Raw genomic sequence first — 17,943 nt, 5'->3', positions numbered from 1 at the left:
CGGCCCCCTCTTAGACATAGCAGTTACGCGATCGGCTCAGCCGATTTGCGCGCCCTTCCAAATGCGACGCTATGTCTCGCGGGTTCCATTCAGGTTTTCATGCGGGCCCAAGTTTTCAGGAAACACGCCATCAATTTGCATACAAACGAACAGCAAAAAGGGCGCTGAAATCAGCGCCCTTTTGCATCTCATTGAAGCCGCTTTCGCGGCGAATGCGACCGAAGCGATTAACGCTTCGAGAACTGGAAGGACCGGCGGGCCTTGGCCTTGCCGTACTTCTTGCGCTCGACCACGCGGGAGTCGCGGGTGAGGAAGCCGCCCTTCTTCAGCACGGTGCGCAGCTCCGGCTCGAAATAGGTCAGCGCCTTGGAGATGCCGTGACGAACGGCACCGGCCTGGCCGGACAGACCGCCGCCGGCGACGGTGCAGATCACGTCATACTGGCCGGACCGCGCGGCCACGGAGAACGGCTGCTCGATCATCATGCGCAGCACGGGACGGGCGAAATAGACCTCGACCTCGCGCGCGTTGACCGTGACCTTGCCGGCGCCCGGCTTGATCCAGACGCGGGCGACCGCGTCCTTGCGCTTGCCGGTGGCGTAGGCGCGGTTGAACTTGTCGACCTTCTTCTCGTGCTTGGGCGCGTCGGGCGCGGCCGCCGTCTTGAGCTGCGAGAGCTGGTCGAGCGACTGAATGGATTCGGCCATGTTATGCGGCCCTCGTGTTCTTGCGGTTCAACTTGGCGATGTCGATCTTCTCGGGCGTCTGGGCCTCGTGCGGATGATCGGCGCCGCCATAGACGCGGAGGTTGCCCATCTGGACCCGACCGAGCGGACCACGCGGGATCATGCGCTCGACGGCCTTCTCGAGCACGCGCTCGGGATGCTTGCCCTCGAGGATCTGGCGCGCGGTGCGCTCCTTGATGTGGCCGACGTAACCGGTGTGCTTGTAATAGGTCTTCTGCTCGCGCTTGCGGCCGGTGAGAACCGCATACTGCGCGTTGATGATGATGATGTTGTCGCCGCAATCAACGTGCGGGGTGTAGGTCGGGAGGTGCTTGCCGCGCAGGCGCATGGCGACGATGGTGGCGAGACGGCCGACGACCAGACCCTTGGCGTCGATCAGTACCCACTTCTTCGTCACCTCAGCCGGCTTTGCCGAAAAGGTTTTCATGTCAGAGTTTCCGTGGACGGGGAGCATCGGCGCGAACACCGCACCGGACTGGCGGTTTTCTAGAGAACAGGGGCGCCGCGGTCAATGCCCAAAGCTGTAATTTACATGTGCAATATCAATTGCTTATAATTAAGGTATTAGGATACCCGCAAAAAGCTCAAACGTTTGGAATGGAATAGGTTGAGGTGACATGTGCAATCGGATCGGGCGAGGTACCGGACAACAGCTTCACCTCGCCGACCGCGAGGCGCTTGCCGAGCTTGAGCAGCCGCGCCTCCGCCAGCACGTCCTGCCCGGGCTGCCCCTTGCGCAGGAAGTTGATGTTGAGATTGGTGGTCACGGCGAGCCCGATCGGCCCGATCGCGGACAACAGCACCACGTACATCGCGAAGTCGGCGAGCGCCATCAATGTCGGGCCGGACACGGTTCCGCCTGGCCGCAGCATCTTTTCGCTATAGCGCTGACGCAAAAGGCAGGCCTGACCGTCCGCGCTCTCGATCGTGATGTCGTCGCCGCTGAAGGCCTGGGGAAACTCGTTGCGGAGGAACTGCTCGAGCTCCGCCACGCTCATTTTCGCTAACGCCATGCTACCCCTCACCCTCGCTTCACGTCCCCTGTTACATTAAGTTATCTGCGTCATCCAATCGCAATAATCCAACCGGAAACGCTTTGATGTCCGTCCAGGCCGCCCGCGCCCCTTCCCCGCAACCACCTATCCTGCTGCGCGAGACCGTGGGCCCCATCGCGGTCCTGACCCTCAACCGCCCGGCCGCCCGCAACAGCCTGTCGGCGACGATGATCGCAAGCCTGCACGCCGCGCTCAACGAGATCCGCGACGACAAGGCCATCCGCGGCGTCGTAATCGCGGCCAACGGTCCCGCCTTCTCCGCCGGCCACGACATGAAGGAGCTGACCGCGCGCCGCGCCGACCCGGATCGCGGCCGTGCCTTCTTCGCCGAGATGATGACCGCCTGCAGCGCGATGATGCAGGCGATCGTGCACCTGCCCAAGCCCGTGGTCGCATCCGTCCAGGGCATCGCGACCGCCGCGGGCTGTCAGCTCGTGGCAAGCTGCGATCTCGCGATCGCCTCGGAAGCAGCACACTTCGCTACCCCCGGCGTCGACATCGGCCTGTTCTGCTCGACGCCGATGGTGGCGCTGTCGCGCAACGTGCCGCGCAAGCAGGCGATGGAGATGTTGCTGACGGGCGAGCCGATCCCGGCCGTACGCGCCCGCGAGATCGGCCTCGTCAATCGTGTCGTCGCCGCCGGCACCGAGCGCGCCGCCGCCATTGCGCTCGCCGAACAGGTCGCGCTGAAATCCGCCTATACCGTCAAGCTCGGCAAGGAGGCGTTCTACCGCCAGGCCGAGATGAGTCTTGCAGACGCCTATCGCTATGCGGCAGAGGTGATGACCGAGAACATGATGGCGCGAGACGCCGAGGAAGGCATCGGCGCCTTCATCGAGAAGCGTACGCCGACATGGCGGGATGAATAGTCAACTCCTCATCCTGAGGAGCCGCGGAACGCGGCGTCTCGAAGGATAGAGGCCCGACTGCGGCTTCATGGTTCGAGACGCGCGTGCCGCGCTCCTCACCATGAGGTCAGAGAAAGAAGAAGATGAACCACGACGCCTATCCCGACAATTACATCCGGGGCATCCTCAACAACGTGAAATCGATCGCGATGGTCGGTGCCTCGCCGGCCAACGTGCGGCCGAGCTATTTCGCGTTCAAATATCTGGCCCAGCGCGGCTACGACATGATTCCGGTTAATCCCAGCCATGTCGGAAAGGAGCTGCTCGGAAAACCCTTCGTCGCCTCGCTGTCCGACATTGACCGTCCCGTCGACATGATCGACATTTTCCGCAACTCCAGTCACATCATGCCGGTGGTCGAGGAAGCCCTCACGCTTGATCCGCTGCCGATGGTGATCTGGATGCAGTTGGGGGCGCGCGACGATGCGGCGGCGCTGAAGGCGGAATCGGTTGGTATCAAGGTGGTGATGAACCGCTGCCCCAAGATCGAATATGGCCGCCTGTCCTCGGAGATCTCCTGGATGGGCGTCAATTCGCGCACGCTGAGCTCCAAGCGCGCGCCGGCGCCGACGCAGGGCATGCGGCTATCCCTCAATCGGATGAGTGTTGGCGGCGGCGAAACCGCGGCCTCGGACCGCGCCGCCAAAAACAAGACTGAGCAAAGCTGACGCAGTTGCGAAGGTTTCATTTCGCGAACGCGACAATGCGTAGCACGATCGTTCCGATGTGAAGCCCCGCCTTGACGGCAGCCGCGGCGCCAATCAGCATGCCGCGCGATTTCAGACCACGAGAACAGGACGCCCTCAATGAGCGATCGCCTTCCGGGATTTTCGACCCTCGCCGTGCATGCCGGTGCACAGCCCGATCCCACCACCGGTGCGCGCGCGACTCCGATCTATCAAACGACGTCATTCGTCTTCAACGACGCCGACCATGCCGCCTCGCTGTTCGGCCTGCAGGCGTTCGGCAACATCTATACCCGCATCGGCAATCCCACCAATGCGGTGCTGGAAGAGCGCGTCGCGGCCCTCGAAGGCGGCACTGCCGCGCTTGCGGTGGCCTCGGGCCATGCCGCGCAGGTCGTGGTGCTGCAGCAATTGCTCCAGCCCGGCGACGAGTTCATCGCCGCGCGAAAGCTCTATGGCGGCTCGATCAACCAGTTCACGCACGCGTTCAAGAGCTTCGGCTGGAACGTGGTGTGGGCCGATCCCGACGACATCGCGAGCTTCGAGCGCGCGGTCACGCCGCGCACGAAAGCAATCTTCATCGAGTCCATCGCCAATCCCGCCGGCAGCATCACCGACATCGAGGCGATCTCGACGGTGGCGCGCAAGGCAGGCGTCCCGCTGATCGTCGACAACACGCTGGCCTCGCCCTATCTGATCCGTCCCATCGATCATGGTGCCGACATCGTCGTGCACTCGCTGACGAAGTTTCTCGGCGGCCACGGCAATTCGATCGGCGGCATCATCGTCGATGCCGGCACCTTCGACTGGTCGACCGGCGGCAAATATCCGATGCTCTCCGAGCCGCGGCCCGAATATCACGGCATCCGGCTGCAGGAGACGTTTGGCAATTTCGCCTTCGCGATCGCCTGCCGCGTACTCGGCCTGCGCGACCTCGGACCCGCGCTGTCGCCGTTCAACGCCTTCATGATCCTCACCGGCATCGAGACATTGCCGCTGCGCATGCAGAAGCACTGCGACAATGCCAAAGCGGTCGCCGAATTCCTCGCCGGCCATCCGGCGGTGGCCGCGGTGAACTATGCGGGGCTTGCAAGCGACAAGTACAACCAGCTCGCGCGCAAATACGCACCGAAGGGCGCCGGCGCCGTGTTCACCTTCAGCCTGAAGGGCGGCTACGATGCCGGCGTCAGCCTGGTGTCGAAGTTGCAGCTGTTCTCGCATCTGGCCAATGTCGGTGACACCCGCTCGCTCGTCATCCATCCGGCCTCGACCACGCACAGCCAGCTCGACGACGCTGCCAAGATCAAGTCCGGTGCCGGCCCCGACGTGGTGCGGCTTTCGATCGGCATCGAGGACAAGGAAGATTTGATCGCCGATCTGGAACAGGCGCTGGGTACGTAGCATCACCGTCATTCCGGGGCGCGCGACAGCGCGAACCCGGAATCTCGACGTCGCATCATAAGCTCTAGATTCCGGGTTCGGTGCTTCGCACCGCCCCGGAATGACGATCGCCGTTAACAGTCATTAACCATATCTGCCGCATACATCGTCACTGGATCGCCCCTTTGATTCGGAGCCGACGATGCTGCGCTGGATGGTGCCTGCCCTTGCGGCGATGCTGACGGTCTCAGCTGCGATTGCCGCCGATTTGCCGGCCACGCCGAGGCGACGGGCTGCCGCTCCGCCACAGGAGCCGCCGCAGGTCTATGTCGAGACCGATCCGGATGCGCTGATCTCGCCGGCCTACGGCATCGGCAGCTACATCCGCAATTTGCCGGGTACACCACTGCTGCCGGGCTCGCACACGCTGCCGGGCTATTACGGACGCCCCTGGGACTACGATTACCAGGGCTCGTATTACGGCGGGAAGCAGGTCGATTATTTCTGGCGCCTGCCCTACTCGTGCGGCATCTACGGCTATTGCTGAAGAGCAGATCCGATCAGCCGGCCTGACCGACGGGAACCGCGCGCGGCTGCGCTTCGGTTGAATGCCGTGGAGCGAGCCGCTCCATCTGCGTCACCGCAAGCGTCAGCACCACGATCGCGACCGCCTGATGTGCGAGCGCGAGATCAATCGGCACCTGGTTGAGCAGCGTGAGGATGCCGAGCAATGCTTGCAGGCTTATCGCGCCCAGCAGCAAGAGCGCGCCGCGCGCCGCGGATCCCGCGCGTGAACGCACCGCATCGAACGCGTGCAACGCCGCCAGCGCCAGCAGCGCATAGGCGGTCATGCGGTGCTCGAACTGCACCGTCAGCACATTGTCGAACATGTTGCGCCACCACGGCGTCTCGAACCACAGCCGCTCCCCTGAGGGAATGAACGCACCGTCGATCTGCGGCCAGGTGTTGTAGGCGCGACCGGCGCGCAGGCCGGCAACCAGCGCACCGAAATAGATCTGGATAAAGGTCACGACGAGGAGCAAGCCGCTCGTGAAGCGCAGCGGCGACGACGCCGCAATTTGCGGCCGTTCTGCGAGCCGCCGCACCGTCCAGACGATGCCGGCGAAGATGATGAGCGCGAGCACAAGATGCGTCGCCAGCCGATATTGCGACACCTCGACGCGTTCAGACAGCCCCGAGGCCACCATCCACCAGCCGACCGCGCCCTGGAGCCCGCCGAGCCCGAACAACAGCCACAGCCGCCGCTTCAAATCACCGGACAGGCCGCCGCGCCAGAGGAAGAACAGGAACGGCAACAGATAGGCGACGCCGATGAAACGGCCGAGCAACCGGTGGCTCCATTCCCACCAGAAGATCTCCTTGAACTCGGACAGGCTCATGCCGGCGTTGAGCTCGCGATATTGCGGGATCTTCTTGTAGGCCTCGAAGGCCGCCGTCCACTGCGTTTCCGAGAGTGGCGGCACGCTGCCCGTGACCGGCTTCCATTCGACGATCGAGAGCCCGGATTCCGTCAGCCGCGTCGCACCGCCGACCAGCACCATCAGCGCAATCAGCGCAGCCACTGAGATCAGCCACCAGCGCACGGCGCGATGCGGCTCGGACGGGGCGGAAATCGTCGTCATTCGAGGCAAAACCAGAGCTTGAACCGGCAAGGCTTGAACCAAACTGCGTGCCCCTTATAGTCCCCCGCTCCCGCAGCGCAAGTTACGCGAAAGCCGCGACATTCCGTCATGACGATCCGCACCCGCAAGTTCCTCGGCACCATCCTGCTCCTGGTGCTCGCCACCGTCTGGGCGCTGCTCGGCATGGCGCTCGCGCAGATGCCGTGGATCGCCGAGTCCGGCTGGCGGCAGGCAATCTACTACGTGGTGGTCGGCATGGGCTGGGTGCTGCCGGCGATGCCGATCGTGAGCTGGATGCAGCGGCCCGACCGGGCCAAGTCGAGCTCGTAGCGCTTCCAGTTCGTAGCGCTTTTAGGGTGTCGCAGTGCCCGTCGGCTTCACCGGCGCAAAGGCCGTGCCCGACACCAGCACCCGCATCATGCGCAGCGAGCGCACCCGGCCATCCCAGCAAATGCGCGGCAACGCGCGCAGATTGGTGCGGCCCTCCGCGTCCACGACGCCCGGGATCGTCGTCACAGCACTGGCAAAGCCGGCCTCCTCCGCCATGATGACATGGCTGCGCCGGAACGAGGCGCGATCGCCGAACGGAAAGGCGAGATGCCGGATGTCGCGAGCGAAGGCCGCCTCCGCCACCGCCTTGCCCATCGTCATCTCGCGCAGCGCGGCCGCATCCTTCATGTTGGCGAGAACGGGATAGTTCACGGTCGCACTGCCGATCGTCACCAGCGGATCGGCCGCAAGCCTCGCCAGATCCTCCCAATTCATCGATGCCTCGCGTGAGAGCGCGGCAAGGTCGACCCGGTAGCGCGTGCAGAGATCTGCGATCGCAGCCGACACATCCGCCGGCGGCAGCGAGTGCAGCCAGGCCTCGACGAACGAAAACAGCGCCTGCTTCCCGGCGTTATCAGCGACAGTGAAGCGCTGCTCCTTCTCGCCCATCATCAGGCTGACACGGCTCTCGCGCGCGATCACCTGTTCGAGGCCGAGCCACCAGGCCTCGCCGACGCCATCGGGAAACGCCGTGGGCACGTAGATCGTGAATGGCACGGCGTGGCGCGCCAGCACCGGATAGGCAAAGTCGATCAGATCCTTGCCGGCGCCGTCGAAAGTGAGCGCCACGAAGCGGCGGTGTTCCGACAGCGTCACCGCGCGCCGGCAGACCTCGTCCATGCCGATAAAATCATACTTCCACCGCTTCAGCGCGCGAATGGCGCGATCGAGGAAATGCGGCGTGATCTCGTTCTCGCGCGACGGCTGAAACCCGCCGCGCCGCCGCGGCCGCACATGCGCAAAGCGCAGGATGGCGCCGGCACCACGACTGCGCAGCGCAGCCTGGCCTGTGAACCAGGTCAGCTCAAGGCGCAGCCGTTCCAGCCATCTGTCGTCGGATGCCAATGTCCCACCTCGCGCCCGTCGGCGACCGTTCCCCCTCTTATAGTCATTACCCTTTGTTGACATTTCTTTGCAAAGGTCGGCCACAGGCCGAATTACGCATATTTTTTCTCGACGGGTTCGCGAATGACCATGGCTGCGGCGATGCAAAGCCGGACGGCGGAATTGCCAGCGCGGTCGAAAGCGGGCCGTATCGCGTATGTCGATATCGTGACCGATCTCGGCGCGGCCGAGGCCGTCTGGCGCGCCTTCGAGCAACCCGGTCACCTCTTCACGCCCTATCAGCGGTTTGATCTGCTCAGTCCCTGGCAGCGTCTGGTCGGGGAGCACGAACGCGCCCGCCCTTTCATCGTCATTGCCCGCGACGCCGAGCATCAGCCGCTGCTGCTGCTGCCGCTCTCGCTGCGCCAGAACCACGGCGTGCGCACGGCCTGCTTCATGGGCGGCAAGCATACGACCTTCAACATGGGCCTGTGGAACGCCGAATTTGCAGCGCAGGTCGGCATCGGCGATCTCGACGCGCTGTTTGCGCCGCTTGGCGAGCATGCCGACGTGCTCGCATTGACGCAGCAGCCTCTGCGCTGGAACGACCAGCAGAACCCGTTCGCGCATTTGCCGCGCCAGAGCGCGATCAACGGCTGCCCGCTGCTCACGATGGAACCGGGCGGCCCCCCGGCATCGCGGATCAGCAACTCCTTCCGCCGCCGCCTCAAGAGCAAGGAGAAGAAGCTCCAGGCGCTCGCCGGCTATCGCTATCATTTGGCGACCACCGACGCGGACATCACCCGCCTGCTCGACTGGTTCTTCCGCGTCAAGCCGGCGCGGATGGCCGAGCAGAAGCTTCCCAATGTCTTCGCCGAACCCGGCGTCGAGCAATTCGTCCGCAGCGCCTGCCTTGCGTCACGCGGTGACGGCCGCGTCATCGACATCCATGCGCTCGAATGCGACGACGAGGTGATTGCGATCTTCGCCGGCGTCGCCGACGGCCAGCGCTTCTCGATGATGTTCAACACCTACACGATGTCCGAGCACGCCCGCTACAGCCCCGGGCTGATCCTGATGCGCTACATCATCGACCGCTGCGCCGAGCGCGGCCACCGCTCGCTCGACCTCGGCATCGGCTCGGACGAGTACAAGCGGATGTTCTGCAAGGACGACCAGGACATCTTCGACAGTTTTGTTCCGCTGACGTCACGTGGAAAACTCGCGGCAATGGCGATGTCCTCGCTGAGCCACGGCAAGCGGCTGGTGAAACAGAACCAGATGCTGTTCGACCTGGCGCAGCGGCTGCGGCGAGCGTTCGGGTAAGAAATTCTGCGGTTGGGAAACGCTCCCCTGCGGCCCATCCTTCGAGACGCCCGCCTCTGGCGGGCCCTCAGGACGAGGACAGAGTTCGCGGCAGCAGCTTCAACGGATTCCGATTTAGCCAAGCCTCATCCTGAGGAGACCGCGAAGCGGTCGTCTCGAAGGACGAGGCGCTCGCTCGGTCCCCACGGAGAGGCAAGAACATCACGCCGCCACGACCCGCGGCGCATCCCTCGCATCCGACGGCTGCACCGGCCTGCTCAGCATCGTCACGTCGCTGAAGCCGACGGCGCTGAGCTGCTCGCGCATCAGCGCGCGCGCATCCGCCGTCATCGACGCGTCGGGCACCACGACGGCGCGGGCATTCGCCGTCAGGAGCTCAGCCGGAAGGTCGGAGGCACTGCCGGCATCGAGCAGCACGTGGTCGTAGGCGCGCAGCAGCGCGTCGATCGCGAGCGTCACGCGCGGCGACTGCAACAGGCTGCGATCGAAGCCGGGACGGCCGGCCATGACCAGATGCAGCCGCGAAAGCTTGTCCCGGGTGATGATCTGCGCGAACGACGCCTCGCCCTGCATCAGTTCGGCAAGACCGGGGGCCGAGGCATCGACGGACACGGCGGCCATGGTCGGCGAGGACGCGGCAAGATCGACCACGACGACCCGCGCATCGCGCGCCAGGTGCCGGGCCAAGGTCAGCGTCGACAGCGTGATGGCTTCGCCGCTGGCAGTGCCGAGTACCGTAACCTTCTTCGCCATGGCTCCGGCGGCGCGGAGGCTATCGGCCAGATGCTCGATCTCCGCGAATGCGGTGACATCGGCATCGGCCGTCATCTCCGGCTGGAGCGGCGCGGGTTCTGCCATGACTGGATCGACGACCGGATCGGCGAAGGGCTCGACGACCGCTGGTTGGACGATTTGTTCCTGGCGAGCCGACGCCCGCGCTGGCGCGAACACCGCGACCGCCCGGGGCGCAGTCTGGCGCAGCAACTCTCCGGTGACGACGACGCCGGACGAGAGCAGCAGTGTCGCGATCGTCGCGATCAGCACGATCGGCAGCTTCTTCGGATAGGCCGGCGTGTTCGAAACGATGGCGCGCGAGATGATGCGGCCATCTGTCGGCGCGGTGTCGATGGTCTCGCGGGTGTTGGCTTCACGGTACTTCGCCAAATAGGTTTCGAGCAGGTCGCGCTGGGCCTTCGCCTCACGCTCGAGGGCGCGGAGCTGCACGTCCTGGCCGTTGGTGGCCGTCGCCTGCTTCTTGAGCTGCTCCAGGCTTGCGGATAATTCCTGGACGCGCCCGCTGGCGGCGCGCGCATCGTTTTCGAGCGTGCGGGCAAGCTTGGCGGCCTCGTCGCGGATCTGGGTGTCGAGGTCGGCGAGCTGCGCCTTCAATTCCTTGATGCGCGGATGGTTGCCGAGCAGCGTCGAGGATTGCTCGGCCAGCTGGGCCCGCAACGCCACGCGCTGCTGCGAAGGCGTGCGCATCGATTCAGAGTTCAGCACTTCCGACGATTCGATCGGCTTGCCGCTCTGAATCATCTCGCGGATCAGGCGCGCCTTGGACTCGGCGTCGGCCTTGAGCGCGCGCGCATTGTTGAGCTGGGTGTTGACCTCGCCCATCTGCTGGTTCGACAGAGTCGTGTTGTTGGTGCCGACGAACAGGCTCGACTTTGAGCGGAAGTCCTCGGCCTTCGCTTCGGCCTCGGAGACGTTCCGTCGCAGCTCGTCGATCCTGCCGGCATACCACTGGCTGGCGTTTCGGGCCTGATCCTGGCGCGCATCCTGCTGGAGCACGAGATAGCCGTCGGCGATCGAATTGGCGACGCGCACGGCGAGATCGGGATCGGCAGACTGGAATTCGATCACGATCACGCGCGACTTGTCGACGGCGTAGGCCTGGAGGCGCTCGTAATAGGCGTCCAGCACGCGCTCTTCCGGCGTCATCGAGAACGGATCGCGGCCGATGCCGACCAGCGCCGCAAGCGACTTCAGCGGCGAAATGCCTTGCAGCACGGGATCGAACTCGGGCCGCTCCGCAAGCTTGTTCTTCTTGATGATCTCGCGCGCGAGATCGCGCGACAGCACGAGCTGCACCTGGCTGGTGACGGCTTCGGCGTCGAGCGCCTGCCGTTCCTCGGCGCGATCACTGTTGGGGCGTAGAAACACGTTCTCGCGGCCGTCGATCAGGATGCGGGATTCGGACTTGTAGCGCGGCGTGATGAGATTGACGATCGCGACGGATGCGACGAGCGCCAGCACCGTCGGCACGATGATCCAGCCGCGCTTGCGCGCCAATGCCGCGCCGAGCGCGTGCAGGTCGATGTCGCCGGACTCGACTGGCGCCGGCCTCGGTGCGATGGGCGCAGGCTTTGCTTCAATCCGGGGCTCGAGCTCGGCCCGCTTGGCTGCGGCCTTCGCGACAGCCCGCTCGACCACCGCCTTGTCCTTGCCGGCACGCCAGAACGCTAAACGCATCGAACACTCCCGCAGGCGCAACGCCACGAACCTACCTCAACCAGGGCGATTACACTCCATTAAGGTTGCCGCTGGGTTAATCGTGGCGTGCGGCAGCTCGCGCGTGCACGTCCGTCACCGTTTGTTAACCACGAGGGCTCTTAATCCGTCTCGATATTTCGTCAGATTGTTCGAGCATTCGCCGTCGAGCGCTGGTTTTGATCATGCCCCCCTCTCCCGACCAGCCGCTCCGCATCCTGCACGCTGTGCGCGCTCCGGTCGGCGGCATCTTCCGCCACATCCTCGACGTCGCCAACGGCCAGGTCGATCGTGGCCATCATGTCGGCATCCTCGCCGACAGTCTCACCGGCGGTGAACGCGCCGACAAGGCCCTTGCCGAGTTCGCACCGCGGCTGAAACTCGGTGTGCACCGGATGGCGATCCGCCGCGAACCCTCGCCCGACGATGTCCTGGTCTGGTTCCGCTTGCGGCGCCTGATCGCCACGCTCAAGCCCGACGTGATGCATGGCCACGGCGCCAAGGCCGGCGCTTTCATCCGCATGCGGAGGCGATCCGACGACACCATCCGCATCTACACCCCGCATGGCGGCTCATTGCATTATCCCCTCAACACCTTCAAGGGCGAGTTTTACGCGCGGCTCGAGCGTACGCTGATGGACGCGACGGACCTGTTCCTGTTCGAAAGCGCATTCGCCCGCGACACATATCAGCGCATCGTCGGCAAGCCGAAGGGCGTGGTGCATTGCGTCTTCAACGGCGTGACGCCGGAGGAATTCGAACCTGTCGTCATGGCCGACGACGCCACCGACCTTGCTTATGTCGGTGAGTTCAGGCACATCAAGGGCGCCGATCTGCTGGTCGGAGCGGTGGCGCGCCTGCACGAGGGCGGCAAGAAGGTCACGCTGACGCTCGGCGGCGACGGCGAGGAGACCGCAGCGCTGAAAGCGCAAGTCGAGCGGCTCGGCCTCTCCAGCGCTATCCGCTTCATCGGTCACGTCAAGGCACGCTACGGCTTCTCCAAGGGGCGGCTGTTGGTCGTTCCCTCGCGTGGCGATTCCATGCCCTATGTCGTGATCGAGGCCGGTGCCGCCGGCATTCCGATGATCGCGTCCAAGATCGGCGGCATTCCCGAGATTTTCGGCGCGGAGAACCCGGCGCTGTTTGCGCCGAGCAACGCGGAGGCCATGGCGGAAGCGATTGCCGCCGCGCTCGATAATCCGCTGGAAACAGCGCAGCGCGCCTCGTCGCTTCGCGAGCGCATCTCCGCGCATTTCTCCCAGCAGGCGATGGTCGAGGGCGTGCTCGCGGGCTATCGCGACGCATTTACCAATCACTAACCATTCTTAAGACCCGCTTTAGAGAATCTTCCGATTTGTCCGATAATCCAAGGCCCAGGGGATGCTCGCCCGGGGCGCAAGGACGCGGCCCGCGGGTTTTTGGAATGGACGTGGACTCCCGTGGAACCGCTCAACGCACGCTCGATGCTCGATGCCGCGACCAGCGCCGCGGCGAAGCCGGCTGACCAGCCCTTTGTGGAGCGCCGCCAGCGGCTCTCGCTCGCCGCGCTTGACGTCGTCAACCAGAAGGTCGCCCGCGCCTATTCGCCGATCGTGATCACCGGCTTCGTACGCCTCGCCGATTTCGCGCTGCTGAGCCTCGTCGGCATCGTACTCTATCTCGGCTATGTCATGCCGCACGCCGGCTCCTTCAGTTGGATCTATCCCGCGCAGATCATCGCCGTCGCGATCTCCGCCGTGGTCTGCTTCCAGGCCGCCGACATCTATCAGGTGCAGCTGTTCCGTGGTCAGCTCCGGCAGATGACGCGGATGATCTCGTCCTGGTCGTTCGTCTTCCTGCTGTTCATCGGCATCTCCTTCTTCGCCAAGTTCGGCAGCGAAATATCGCGGCTGTGGCTTGCGGCCTTCTACGTCCTCGGGCTGGCCGCGCTCGTCTGCGAGCGTCTGGTGCTGCGCTCGCTGGTGCGCGCCTGGGGGCGCGAGGGCCGGCTCGACCGACGCACTATCATCGTCGGCTCCGACCGCAACGGCGAACAATTGGTCGAGGCCCTGAAAGGGCAGGAGGATTCCGACATCCACGTACTCGGCGTGTTCGACGACCGCAACGACAGCCGCGCGCTCGACACCTGTGCCGGCGCGCGCAAGCTCGGCAAGGTCGACGACATCGTCGAGTTCGCCCGCCGCACCCGCGTCGATCTCGTGCTATTCGCGCTGCCGATCTCGGCCGAGACGCGCATCCTGGAGATGCTGAAGAAGCTCTGGGTGCTGCCGGTGGACATCCGCCTCTCCGCGCACACCAACAAGCTGCGCTTCCGCCCCCGCTCCTATTCCTATATCGGCGAGGTGCCGACGCTGGACGTGTTCGAGGCGCCGATCACCGACTGGGACCTGGTGATGAAATGGCTGTTCGACCGCGTGGTCGGCACCCTCGCGCTGCTCGTGGCCTTGCCGGTAATGGGATTAGTGGCGCTGGCCGTGAAGCTCGACAGCCCCGGCCCCGTGCTGTTCCGACAAAAGCGCTTCGGCTTCAACAACGAGCGCATCGACGTCTACAAGTTTCGCTCGATGTACCATCACCAGGCTGATCCGACGGCCTCGAAGGTCGTGACCAAGAACGACTCGCGCGTCACCCGCGTCGGCCGCTTCATCCGCAAGACCAGCCTCGACGAGTTGCCGCAGCTCTTCAACGTGGTCTTCTCCGGCGATCTCTCTTTGGTCGGCCCGCGTCCACATGCGGTGCAGGGCAAGCTGCAGAGCCGCCTGTTCGACGAAGCCGTCGACGGCTATTTCGCCCGCCATCGGGTCAAGCCCGGCATCACCGGCTGGGCCCAGATCAACGGCTGGCGCGGCGAGATCGACAATGAAGAGAAAATCCAGAAACGCGTCGAGTTCGATCTCTATTACATCGAGAACTGGTCGGTGCTGTTCGATCTTGTCATTCTACTGAAGACGCCGATCTCGCTGCTGACCAAGAACGAGAACGCGTATTGAGTTTGTGGTGCCCGAGCCACGCTGTCATCGCCCGGCTTGACCGGGCGATCCAGTAATCACCGGCAGCGGAAACTGCCACTAACGGCTCGGAGTACTGGATGCCCCGCTCCAGTGCGCAAGTGCGCACAAGGCGGGGCATGACGGCGGAAGTTGTGTGGTAAGAATAGCGTGAGCATGTGATGGCGTATGCGGCAACAGCCGGGGAGATGAATGCAGCGGTTCGCGCTGCGCCCGGCGTGCTGGCGCTCCAGCGCGCGCTGGTATGGCTGGTCGGCGCCTCCGGCGCGATCGTCTTCATCGAGCCGAGCCCCTACGAGATCGTGACGCTGCTGGCCACCGTCACCTTCTTCGCCACCGGCCTGCGTCTGCGGCTCGCTTTGATGCCGCTGGTGCTGATGCTGATCCTGCTCAATGTCGGCTACACGATCAGCGCGATCCCGCTGTTCGAGCAGTCCGAGGTGGTGAGCTGGATTGCGACCTCCTGGTACATGGCGGTGACAGTCGTGTTCTTCGCCATGGTCACGTCGGAGGACACCGCGGCCCGGCTTGACATGCTCCGCCGCGGGCTCGTGGTCGGCGCGATGGTCGCCTCGCTATTGGCGGTCGCCGGCTACTTCCACCTGATTCCCGGCGGAGATGACCTCCTCACGCTGTATGGACGCGCGCGCGGCACCTTCAAGGACCCGAACGTGCTCGGCGCCTTCCTGATCCTGCCGGCACTGTTCTCGCTGCAGAGCGTGGTTTCCGACAAGGCCGGCAAGGCGTTTCGCAACGTCATCGCCTTCGGCATCATGTCGCTGGCGATCCTGCTCGCGTTCTCCCGCGCCGCCTGGGGCGGGCTGGTGCTGACATCCGCCTTCATGCTGGCGCTGATGGTGCTGACCAGCCGCACCAACGCGCAGCGCTCGCGCATCATCGTCATGGCGATCCTCGCCGCGGTGCTGGGCCTCGCGCTGATCGCGGTGTTGATGTCGTTCGATTCCACCGCCGAGATGTTCAAGCAGCGCGCGAGCTTCGACCAGAGCTATGACGAAGGCAGGTTCGGCCGGTTCGGCCGGCACATCCTGGGCGCGGAGATGGCGCTCGACCTGCCGTTCGGGATCGGCCCTCTGCAATTTCACCGCTTCTTCCCCGAGGACACCCACAATTCCTATCTCAACGCCTTCATGTCCGGCGGCTGGCTGTCGGGCATCTGCTATCCCGCGCTGGTCTTCACGACCGTCATCATGGGTGTCAGGCACATCTTCGTGCCTGTGCCCTGGCAGCGCGCTTATCTCGCGGTGTTCTCCGCCTTCGTCGGCACCGTCGGCGAAAGTTTTGTGATCGACACCGACCACTGGCGGCATTTCTGGATGATGCTGGGCGCGATGTGGGGCATGATCGCGGCCGCGCAGATCTACAAGGCTAGGGCTGGCGACGAAGCTTCTTCAGCTTGAGATCGGGGCGTTTCTCCGGCGGCGTATCGAGCAGGCCCTTCAGCGCCGCAGTCGCCGCCAGCACGCCCTTGTAGCCCTCATTGGCGAAGCGCAGCAGCAGGCGCAATTCCTGGTCGGAATAGCCGCCAAAAACCCTCTCCATCGCCTGCTGCATCGGCACGTAGAACTGGCCGAGCCTTTCTATCGCCTCCGGCACGACGGCAATGAAGACCTTGCGACGGTCGGCATCGTCGCGCTCACGACGGACCAGGCCTGCCTTTTCGAGCCGGTCGACCACGCCGGTAATGGCCCCCGTCGTCAGGCCCGTGACTTCGGCGAGCCGGCCGGCGGTGACACGGCCTTCCAGATACAGGATGTCCATGCATTCGAGGTCGGAATTGGCAATTCCGGCAACGTTCGCAACGGTCTGGCCATAGAGCACGCCCTGCGCGGACGACCTGCGCATCGCCTCCTCGAGTTCCTGCAGCAGCGCGGCGCGCGCCTTCGTCCTTGACAAGGCAGACCTCGTATCTTAGTCAATATATATCTTAGTCACTAAGATATTTAGCGACCATAATTCTCCTAGCACCACGGAAACGTCGGGAGCAAGCCATGTCCTATCCTCCCCGCAAGGCCCTGATCATCGGCGCCGGCGTCGCCGGTCCCGTGGCGGCGATCCTGCTGCGCCGCGCCGGCATCGAGTCCGCGATCTACGAGGCCTGGCCCTATTCGAAAGGCATCGGCGGCGGCCTTCAGATCGCACCGAACGGCATGCAGGTCATGGACGAGATCGGCCTTTCGAACGAGCTGATCAGCCGCGGCTCGATCGCGGAATCGTTCGACTTCTATTCGCAAGCCGGAGAGAGGCTCGGCTCGATCAACCGCGACATGGCGCGGCGTTTCGGCCAGCCCGCGGTCAATGTCTGCCGCGCCACGCTGAACGAGATGCTGATCGACAAGGCCTGGTGCGCGTGCGTTTCACTCTATTTCGAGAAGCGCCTGATCAAGATCGAGGATCGCGGCGACCAGCCGATCATCGCCTACTTCGCCGACGGCACCACGGCCGAAGGCGACTTCCTGATCGGCGCCGACGGCGTGCACTCAGTGACGCGCCGCCAAGTGGTGCCGGACGGGCCGCAACCGTTCGACACCGGCCTGATCGGCTTCGGCGGCTTCGTGCCGCACGCCGTCCTCGGTGGCCGACCGATCGGTCGGCACGTCGAGACCACGTTCGGGCAGAGCGGCTTCTTCGGCTATGGCTATTGCAGTCCCGATCCGAACGACGGCGTGATGTGGTGGAGCACGCAGCCGGCGCACGGCATGGACGCGGCGATGTTTCGCGCGCTCGACGATGCAACGCTGAAGCAGCACCTGCGCGGTTTCCACCGCGGCTGGCACGACCCGATCCCTGGCATCATCGATGCAGCCGAGAACATCGTGGTCACCGACACGCTCGACGTCGCCACCCTGCCGACCTGGTCGCGCAAGCGCTCGCTGCTGATCGGCGATGCCGCCCATGCGACCAGCCCGCATGCCGGTCAAGGCGCCTCGCTCGCGCTGGAAGATGCGATGCGCCTCGCCCGGTTGATGCAGCAAGGCCAGGAGCTCGGCGTCACCTTCCGGGCCTTCGAGGCCGAACGACGCCCTCGCACGGAAAAGATCGTCGCCATGGCCCGCCGCAACGGCAACAGCAAGCGCGAGTTCAGCGCCACCGGCGCGTGGATGCGAAATCAAATGATGAAGTGGCTGCTGCCCCTGGGCGCAAAGAGCATGGAGTTCATGTACGCGTACGACGCGCGGGCGGTGTAAGCGCATCAGGTCGAACCGTACTCGGCCGCGTCATGGACGGCGCAAGAAGAACCAGTCGCAGAGCGTTGAAACATAGTCATTATAACCAATGTCACATCCATAAGCTGCATAACCATATTGG

The 17,943-nt window shown here is 64.4% G+C and carries 17 protein-coding genes; 10 read left to right on the top strand and 7 right to left on the bottom strand.

What is annotated here, in order from left to right; translation table 11 throughout:
- Window positions 1-227: 227 nt before the first annotated feature.
- The 3 genes from rpsI to ABIB91_RS16920 form a co-directional block, all read right to left on the bottom strand.
- Window positions 228-707 carry a 30S ribosomal protein S9 gene (gene rpsI / locus ABIB91_RS16930; RefSeq protein WP_007603485.1) on the bottom strand — a complete coding sequence of 160 codons (480 nt, stop codon included), beginning with the start codon at window positions 705-707 and terminating at the stop codon, window positions 228-230.
- A gap of 1 nt (window position 708) precedes the next feature.
- Window positions 709-1,173, bottom strand: a complete 465-nt coding sequence (rplM, locus tag ABIB91_RS16925) for a 50S ribosomal protein L13 (RefSeq protein ID WP_007603484.1) — start codon at window positions 1,171-1,173, stop codon at window positions 709-711.
- A 157-nt stretch (window positions 1,174-1,330) separates the two neighbouring features.
- A complete protein-coding gene (locus ABIB91_RS16920) occupies window positions 1,331-1,759 on the bottom strand; it encodes a PaaI family thioesterase (RefSeq protein ID WP_007603483.1) in 429 nt (142 codons plus the stop codon).
- A gap of 86 nt (window positions 1,760-1,845) precedes the next feature.
- Between ABIB91_RS16920 and ABIB91_RS16915 the strand changes: the two genes are divergently transcribed.
- The 4 genes from ABIB91_RS16915 (at window position 1,846) to ABIB91_RS16900 (ending at window position 5,322) form a co-directional block, all read left to right on the top strand.
- A complete protein-coding gene (locus ABIB91_RS16915; protein ID WP_007603482.1) occupies window positions 1,846-2,670 on the top strand; it encodes an enoyl-CoA hydratase in 825 nt (274 codons plus the stop codon).
- A 122-nt stretch (window positions 2,671-2,792) separates the two neighbouring features.
- Window positions 2,793-3,377, top strand: a complete 585-nt coding sequence (locus ABIB91_RS16910; protein ID WP_354164065.1) for a CoA-binding protein — start codon at window positions 2,793-2,795, stop codon at window positions 3,375-3,377.
- A gap of 138 nt (window positions 3,378-3,515) precedes the next feature.
- Window positions 3,516-4,796 carry an O-acetylhomoserine aminocarboxypropyltransferase gene (locus ABIB91_RS16905; RefSeq protein WP_219682239.1) on the top strand — a complete coding sequence of 427 codons (1,281 nt, stop codon included), beginning with the start codon at window positions 3,516-3,518 and terminating at the stop codon, window positions 4,794-4,796.
- Between the two features lie 181 nt (window positions 4,797-4,977).
- Window positions 4,978-5,322 carry a hypothetical protein gene (locus ABIB91_RS16900; protein WP_007603479.1) on the top strand — a complete coding sequence of 115 codons (345 nt, stop codon included), beginning with the start codon at window positions 4,978-4,980 and terminating at the stop codon, window positions 5,320-5,322.
- 13 nt (window positions 5,323-5,335) lie between these two features.
- Here the strand turns inward: ABIB91_RS16900 and ABIB91_RS16895 are convergent, their stop codons facing one another.
- Window positions 5,336-6,418 carry a COX15/CtaA family protein gene (locus tag ABIB91_RS16895; RefSeq protein WP_354164062.1) on the bottom strand — a complete coding sequence of 361 codons (1,083 nt, stop codon included), beginning with the start codon at window positions 6,416-6,418 and terminating at the stop codon, window positions 5,336-5,338.
- A 108-nt stretch (window positions 6,419-6,526) separates the two neighbouring features.
- Here ABIB91_RS16895 and ABIB91_RS16890 point away from each other — a divergent pair, with 108 nt between their 5' ends.
- Window positions 6,527-6,748, top strand: a complete 222-nt coding sequence (locus ABIB91_RS16890) for a DUF2842 domain-containing protein (RefSeq protein WP_007603477.1) — start codon at window positions 6,527-6,529, stop codon at window positions 6,746-6,748.
- Between the two features lie 21 nt (window positions 6,749-6,769).
- On the opposite strand, the gene ABIB91_RS16885 is transcribed toward ABIB91_RS16890, so the two are convergent.
- Window positions 6,770-7,813, bottom strand: coding sequence for a polysaccharide deacetylase family protein (locus ABIB91_RS16885; RefSeq protein WP_219682241.1), 1,044 nt, complete (start codon window positions 7,811-7,813; stop codon window positions 6,770-6,772).
- 123 nt (window positions 7,814-7,936) lie between these two features.
- Between ABIB91_RS16885 and ABIB91_RS16880 the strand changes: the two genes are divergently transcribed.
- Entirely contained in the window at window positions 7,937-9,118 is a 1,182-nt protein-coding gene (locus ABIB91_RS16880) for a GNAT family N-acetyltransferase (RefSeq protein WP_354164059.1), read from the top strand.
- A gap of 201 nt (window positions 9,119-9,319) precedes the next feature.
- Here the strand turns inward: ABIB91_RS16880 and ABIB91_RS16875 are convergent, their stop codons facing one another.
- Window positions 9,320-11,590, bottom strand: coding sequence for a GumC family protein (locus tag ABIB91_RS16875; protein WP_354164057.1), 2,271 nt, complete (start codon window positions 11,588-11,590; stop codon window positions 9,320-9,322).
- A 203-nt stretch (window positions 11,591-11,793) separates the two neighbouring features.
- Between ABIB91_RS16875 and ABIB91_RS16870 the strand changes: the two genes are divergently transcribed.
- The 3 genes from ABIB91_RS16870 (at window position 11,794) to ABIB91_RS16860 (ending at window position 16,034) form a co-directional block, all read left to right on the top strand.
- Complete coding sequence (locus ABIB91_RS16870; RefSeq protein ID WP_354164055.1) at window positions 11,794-12,927, top strand: glycosyltransferase family 4 protein; 1,134 nt, start codon at window positions 11,794-11,796, stop codon at window positions 12,925-12,927.
- Between the two features lie 120 nt (window positions 12,928-13,047).
- Entirely contained in the window at window positions 13,048-14,598 is a 1,551-nt protein-coding gene (locus tag ABIB91_RS16865) for an undecaprenyl-phosphate glucose phosphotransferase (protein WP_354164053.1), read from the top strand.
- 179 nt (window positions 14,599-14,777) lie between these two features.
- The gene (locus ABIB91_RS16860) at window positions 14,778-16,034 is read left to right on the top strand and encodes an O-antigen ligase family protein (RefSeq protein ID WP_354164051.1); all 1,257 of its coding nucleotides are present in this window, start codon (window positions 14,778-14,780) and stop codon (window positions 16,032-16,034) included.
- Here ABIB91_RS16860 and ABIB91_RS16855 read toward each other — a convergent pair.
- Complete coding sequence (locus ABIB91_RS16855; protein ID WP_051058561.1) at window positions 16,003-16,479, bottom strand: MarR family winged helix-turn-helix transcriptional regulator; 477 nt, start codon at window positions 16,477-16,479, stop codon at window positions 16,003-16,005. The two genes, ABIB91_RS16860 and ABIB91_RS16855, sit on opposite strands and share 32 nt — an antisense overlap.
- A 146-nt stretch (window positions 16,480-16,625) precedes the next feature.
- On the opposite strand from ABIB91_RS16855, the gene ABIB91_RS16850 reads away from it, so the two are divergent.
- Window positions 16,626-17,822: an FAD-dependent monooxygenase gene (locus tag ABIB91_RS16850; RefSeq protein WP_354164049.1), complete on the top strand. Its 1,197-nt coding sequence runs from the start codon at window positions 16,626-16,628 to the stop codon at window positions 17,820-17,822.
- Window positions 17,823-17,943: the final 121 nt, after the last annotated feature.

This window comes from Bradyrhizobium sp. JR4.3 (assembly GCF_040547695.1).
GTDB lineage: Bacteria > Pseudomonadota > Alphaproteobacteria > Rhizobiales > Xanthobacteraceae > Bradyrhizobium > Bradyrhizobium canariense.
Note: the sequence above shows the minus strand (reverse complement) of the source record. Positions and strands in the feature narration are given on the sequence as shown.

Coding starts and splice junctions, on each gene's coding strand:
- ABIB91_RS16900 (WP_007603479.1), top strand. CDS start 4,978: ATGCTGCGCTGGATGGTGCCTGCCCTTGCGGCGATGCTGACGGTCTCA.
- ABIB91_RS16855 (WP_051058561.1), bottom strand. CDS start 16,479: ATGCGCAGGTCGTCCGCGCAGGGCGTGCTCTATGGCCAGACCGTTGCG.
- rplM (WP_007603484.1), bottom strand. CDS start 1,173: ATGAAAACCTTTTCGGCAAAGCCGGCTGAGGTGACGAAGAAGTGGGTA.
- ABIB91_RS16895 (WP_354164062.1), bottom strand. CDS start 6,418: ATGACGACGATTTCCGCCCCGTCCGAGCCGCATCGCGCCGTGCGCTGG.
- ABIB91_RS16915 (WP_007603482.1), top strand. CDS start 1,846: ATGTCCGTCCAGGCCGCCCGCGCCCCTTCCCCGCAACCACCTATCCTG.
- ABIB91_RS16860 (WP_354164051.1), top strand. CDS start 14,778: ATGGCGTATGCGGCAACAGCCGGGGAGATGAATGCAGCGGTTCGCGCT.
- ABIB91_RS16870 (WP_354164055.1), top strand. CDS start 11,794: ATGCCCCCCTCTCCCGACCAGCCGCTCCGCATCCTGCACGCTGTGCGC.
- ABIB91_RS16905 (WP_219682239.1), top strand. CDS start 3,516: ATGAGCGATCGCCTTCCGGGATTTTCGACCCTCGCCGTGCATGCCGGT.
- ABIB91_RS16910 (WP_354164065.1), top strand. CDS start 2,793: ATGAACCACGACGCCTATCCCGACAATTACATCCGGGGCATCCTCAAC.
- ABIB91_RS16880 (WP_354164059.1), top strand. CDS start 7,937: ATGACCATGGCTGCGGCGATGCAAAGCCGGACGGCGGAATTGCCAGCG.
- ABIB91_RS16850 (WP_354164049.1), top strand. CDS start 16,626: ATGTCCTATCCTCCCCGCAAGGCCCTGATCATCGGCGCCGGCGTCGCC.
- ABIB91_RS16920 (WP_007603483.1), bottom strand. CDS start 1,759: ATGGCGTTAGCGAAAATGAGCGTGGCGGAGCTCGAGCAGTTCCTCCGC.
- ABIB91_RS16890 (WP_007603477.1), top strand. CDS start 6,527: ATGACGATCCGCACCCGCAAGTTCCTCGGCACCATCCTGCTCCTGGTG.
- rpsI (WP_007603485.1), bottom strand. CDS start 707: ATGGCCGAATCCATTCAGTCGCTCGACCAGCTCTCGCAGCTCAAGACG.
- ABIB91_RS16875 (WP_354164057.1), bottom strand. CDS start 11,590: ATGCGTTTAGCGTTCTGGCGTGCCGGCAAGGACAAGGCGGTGGTCGAG.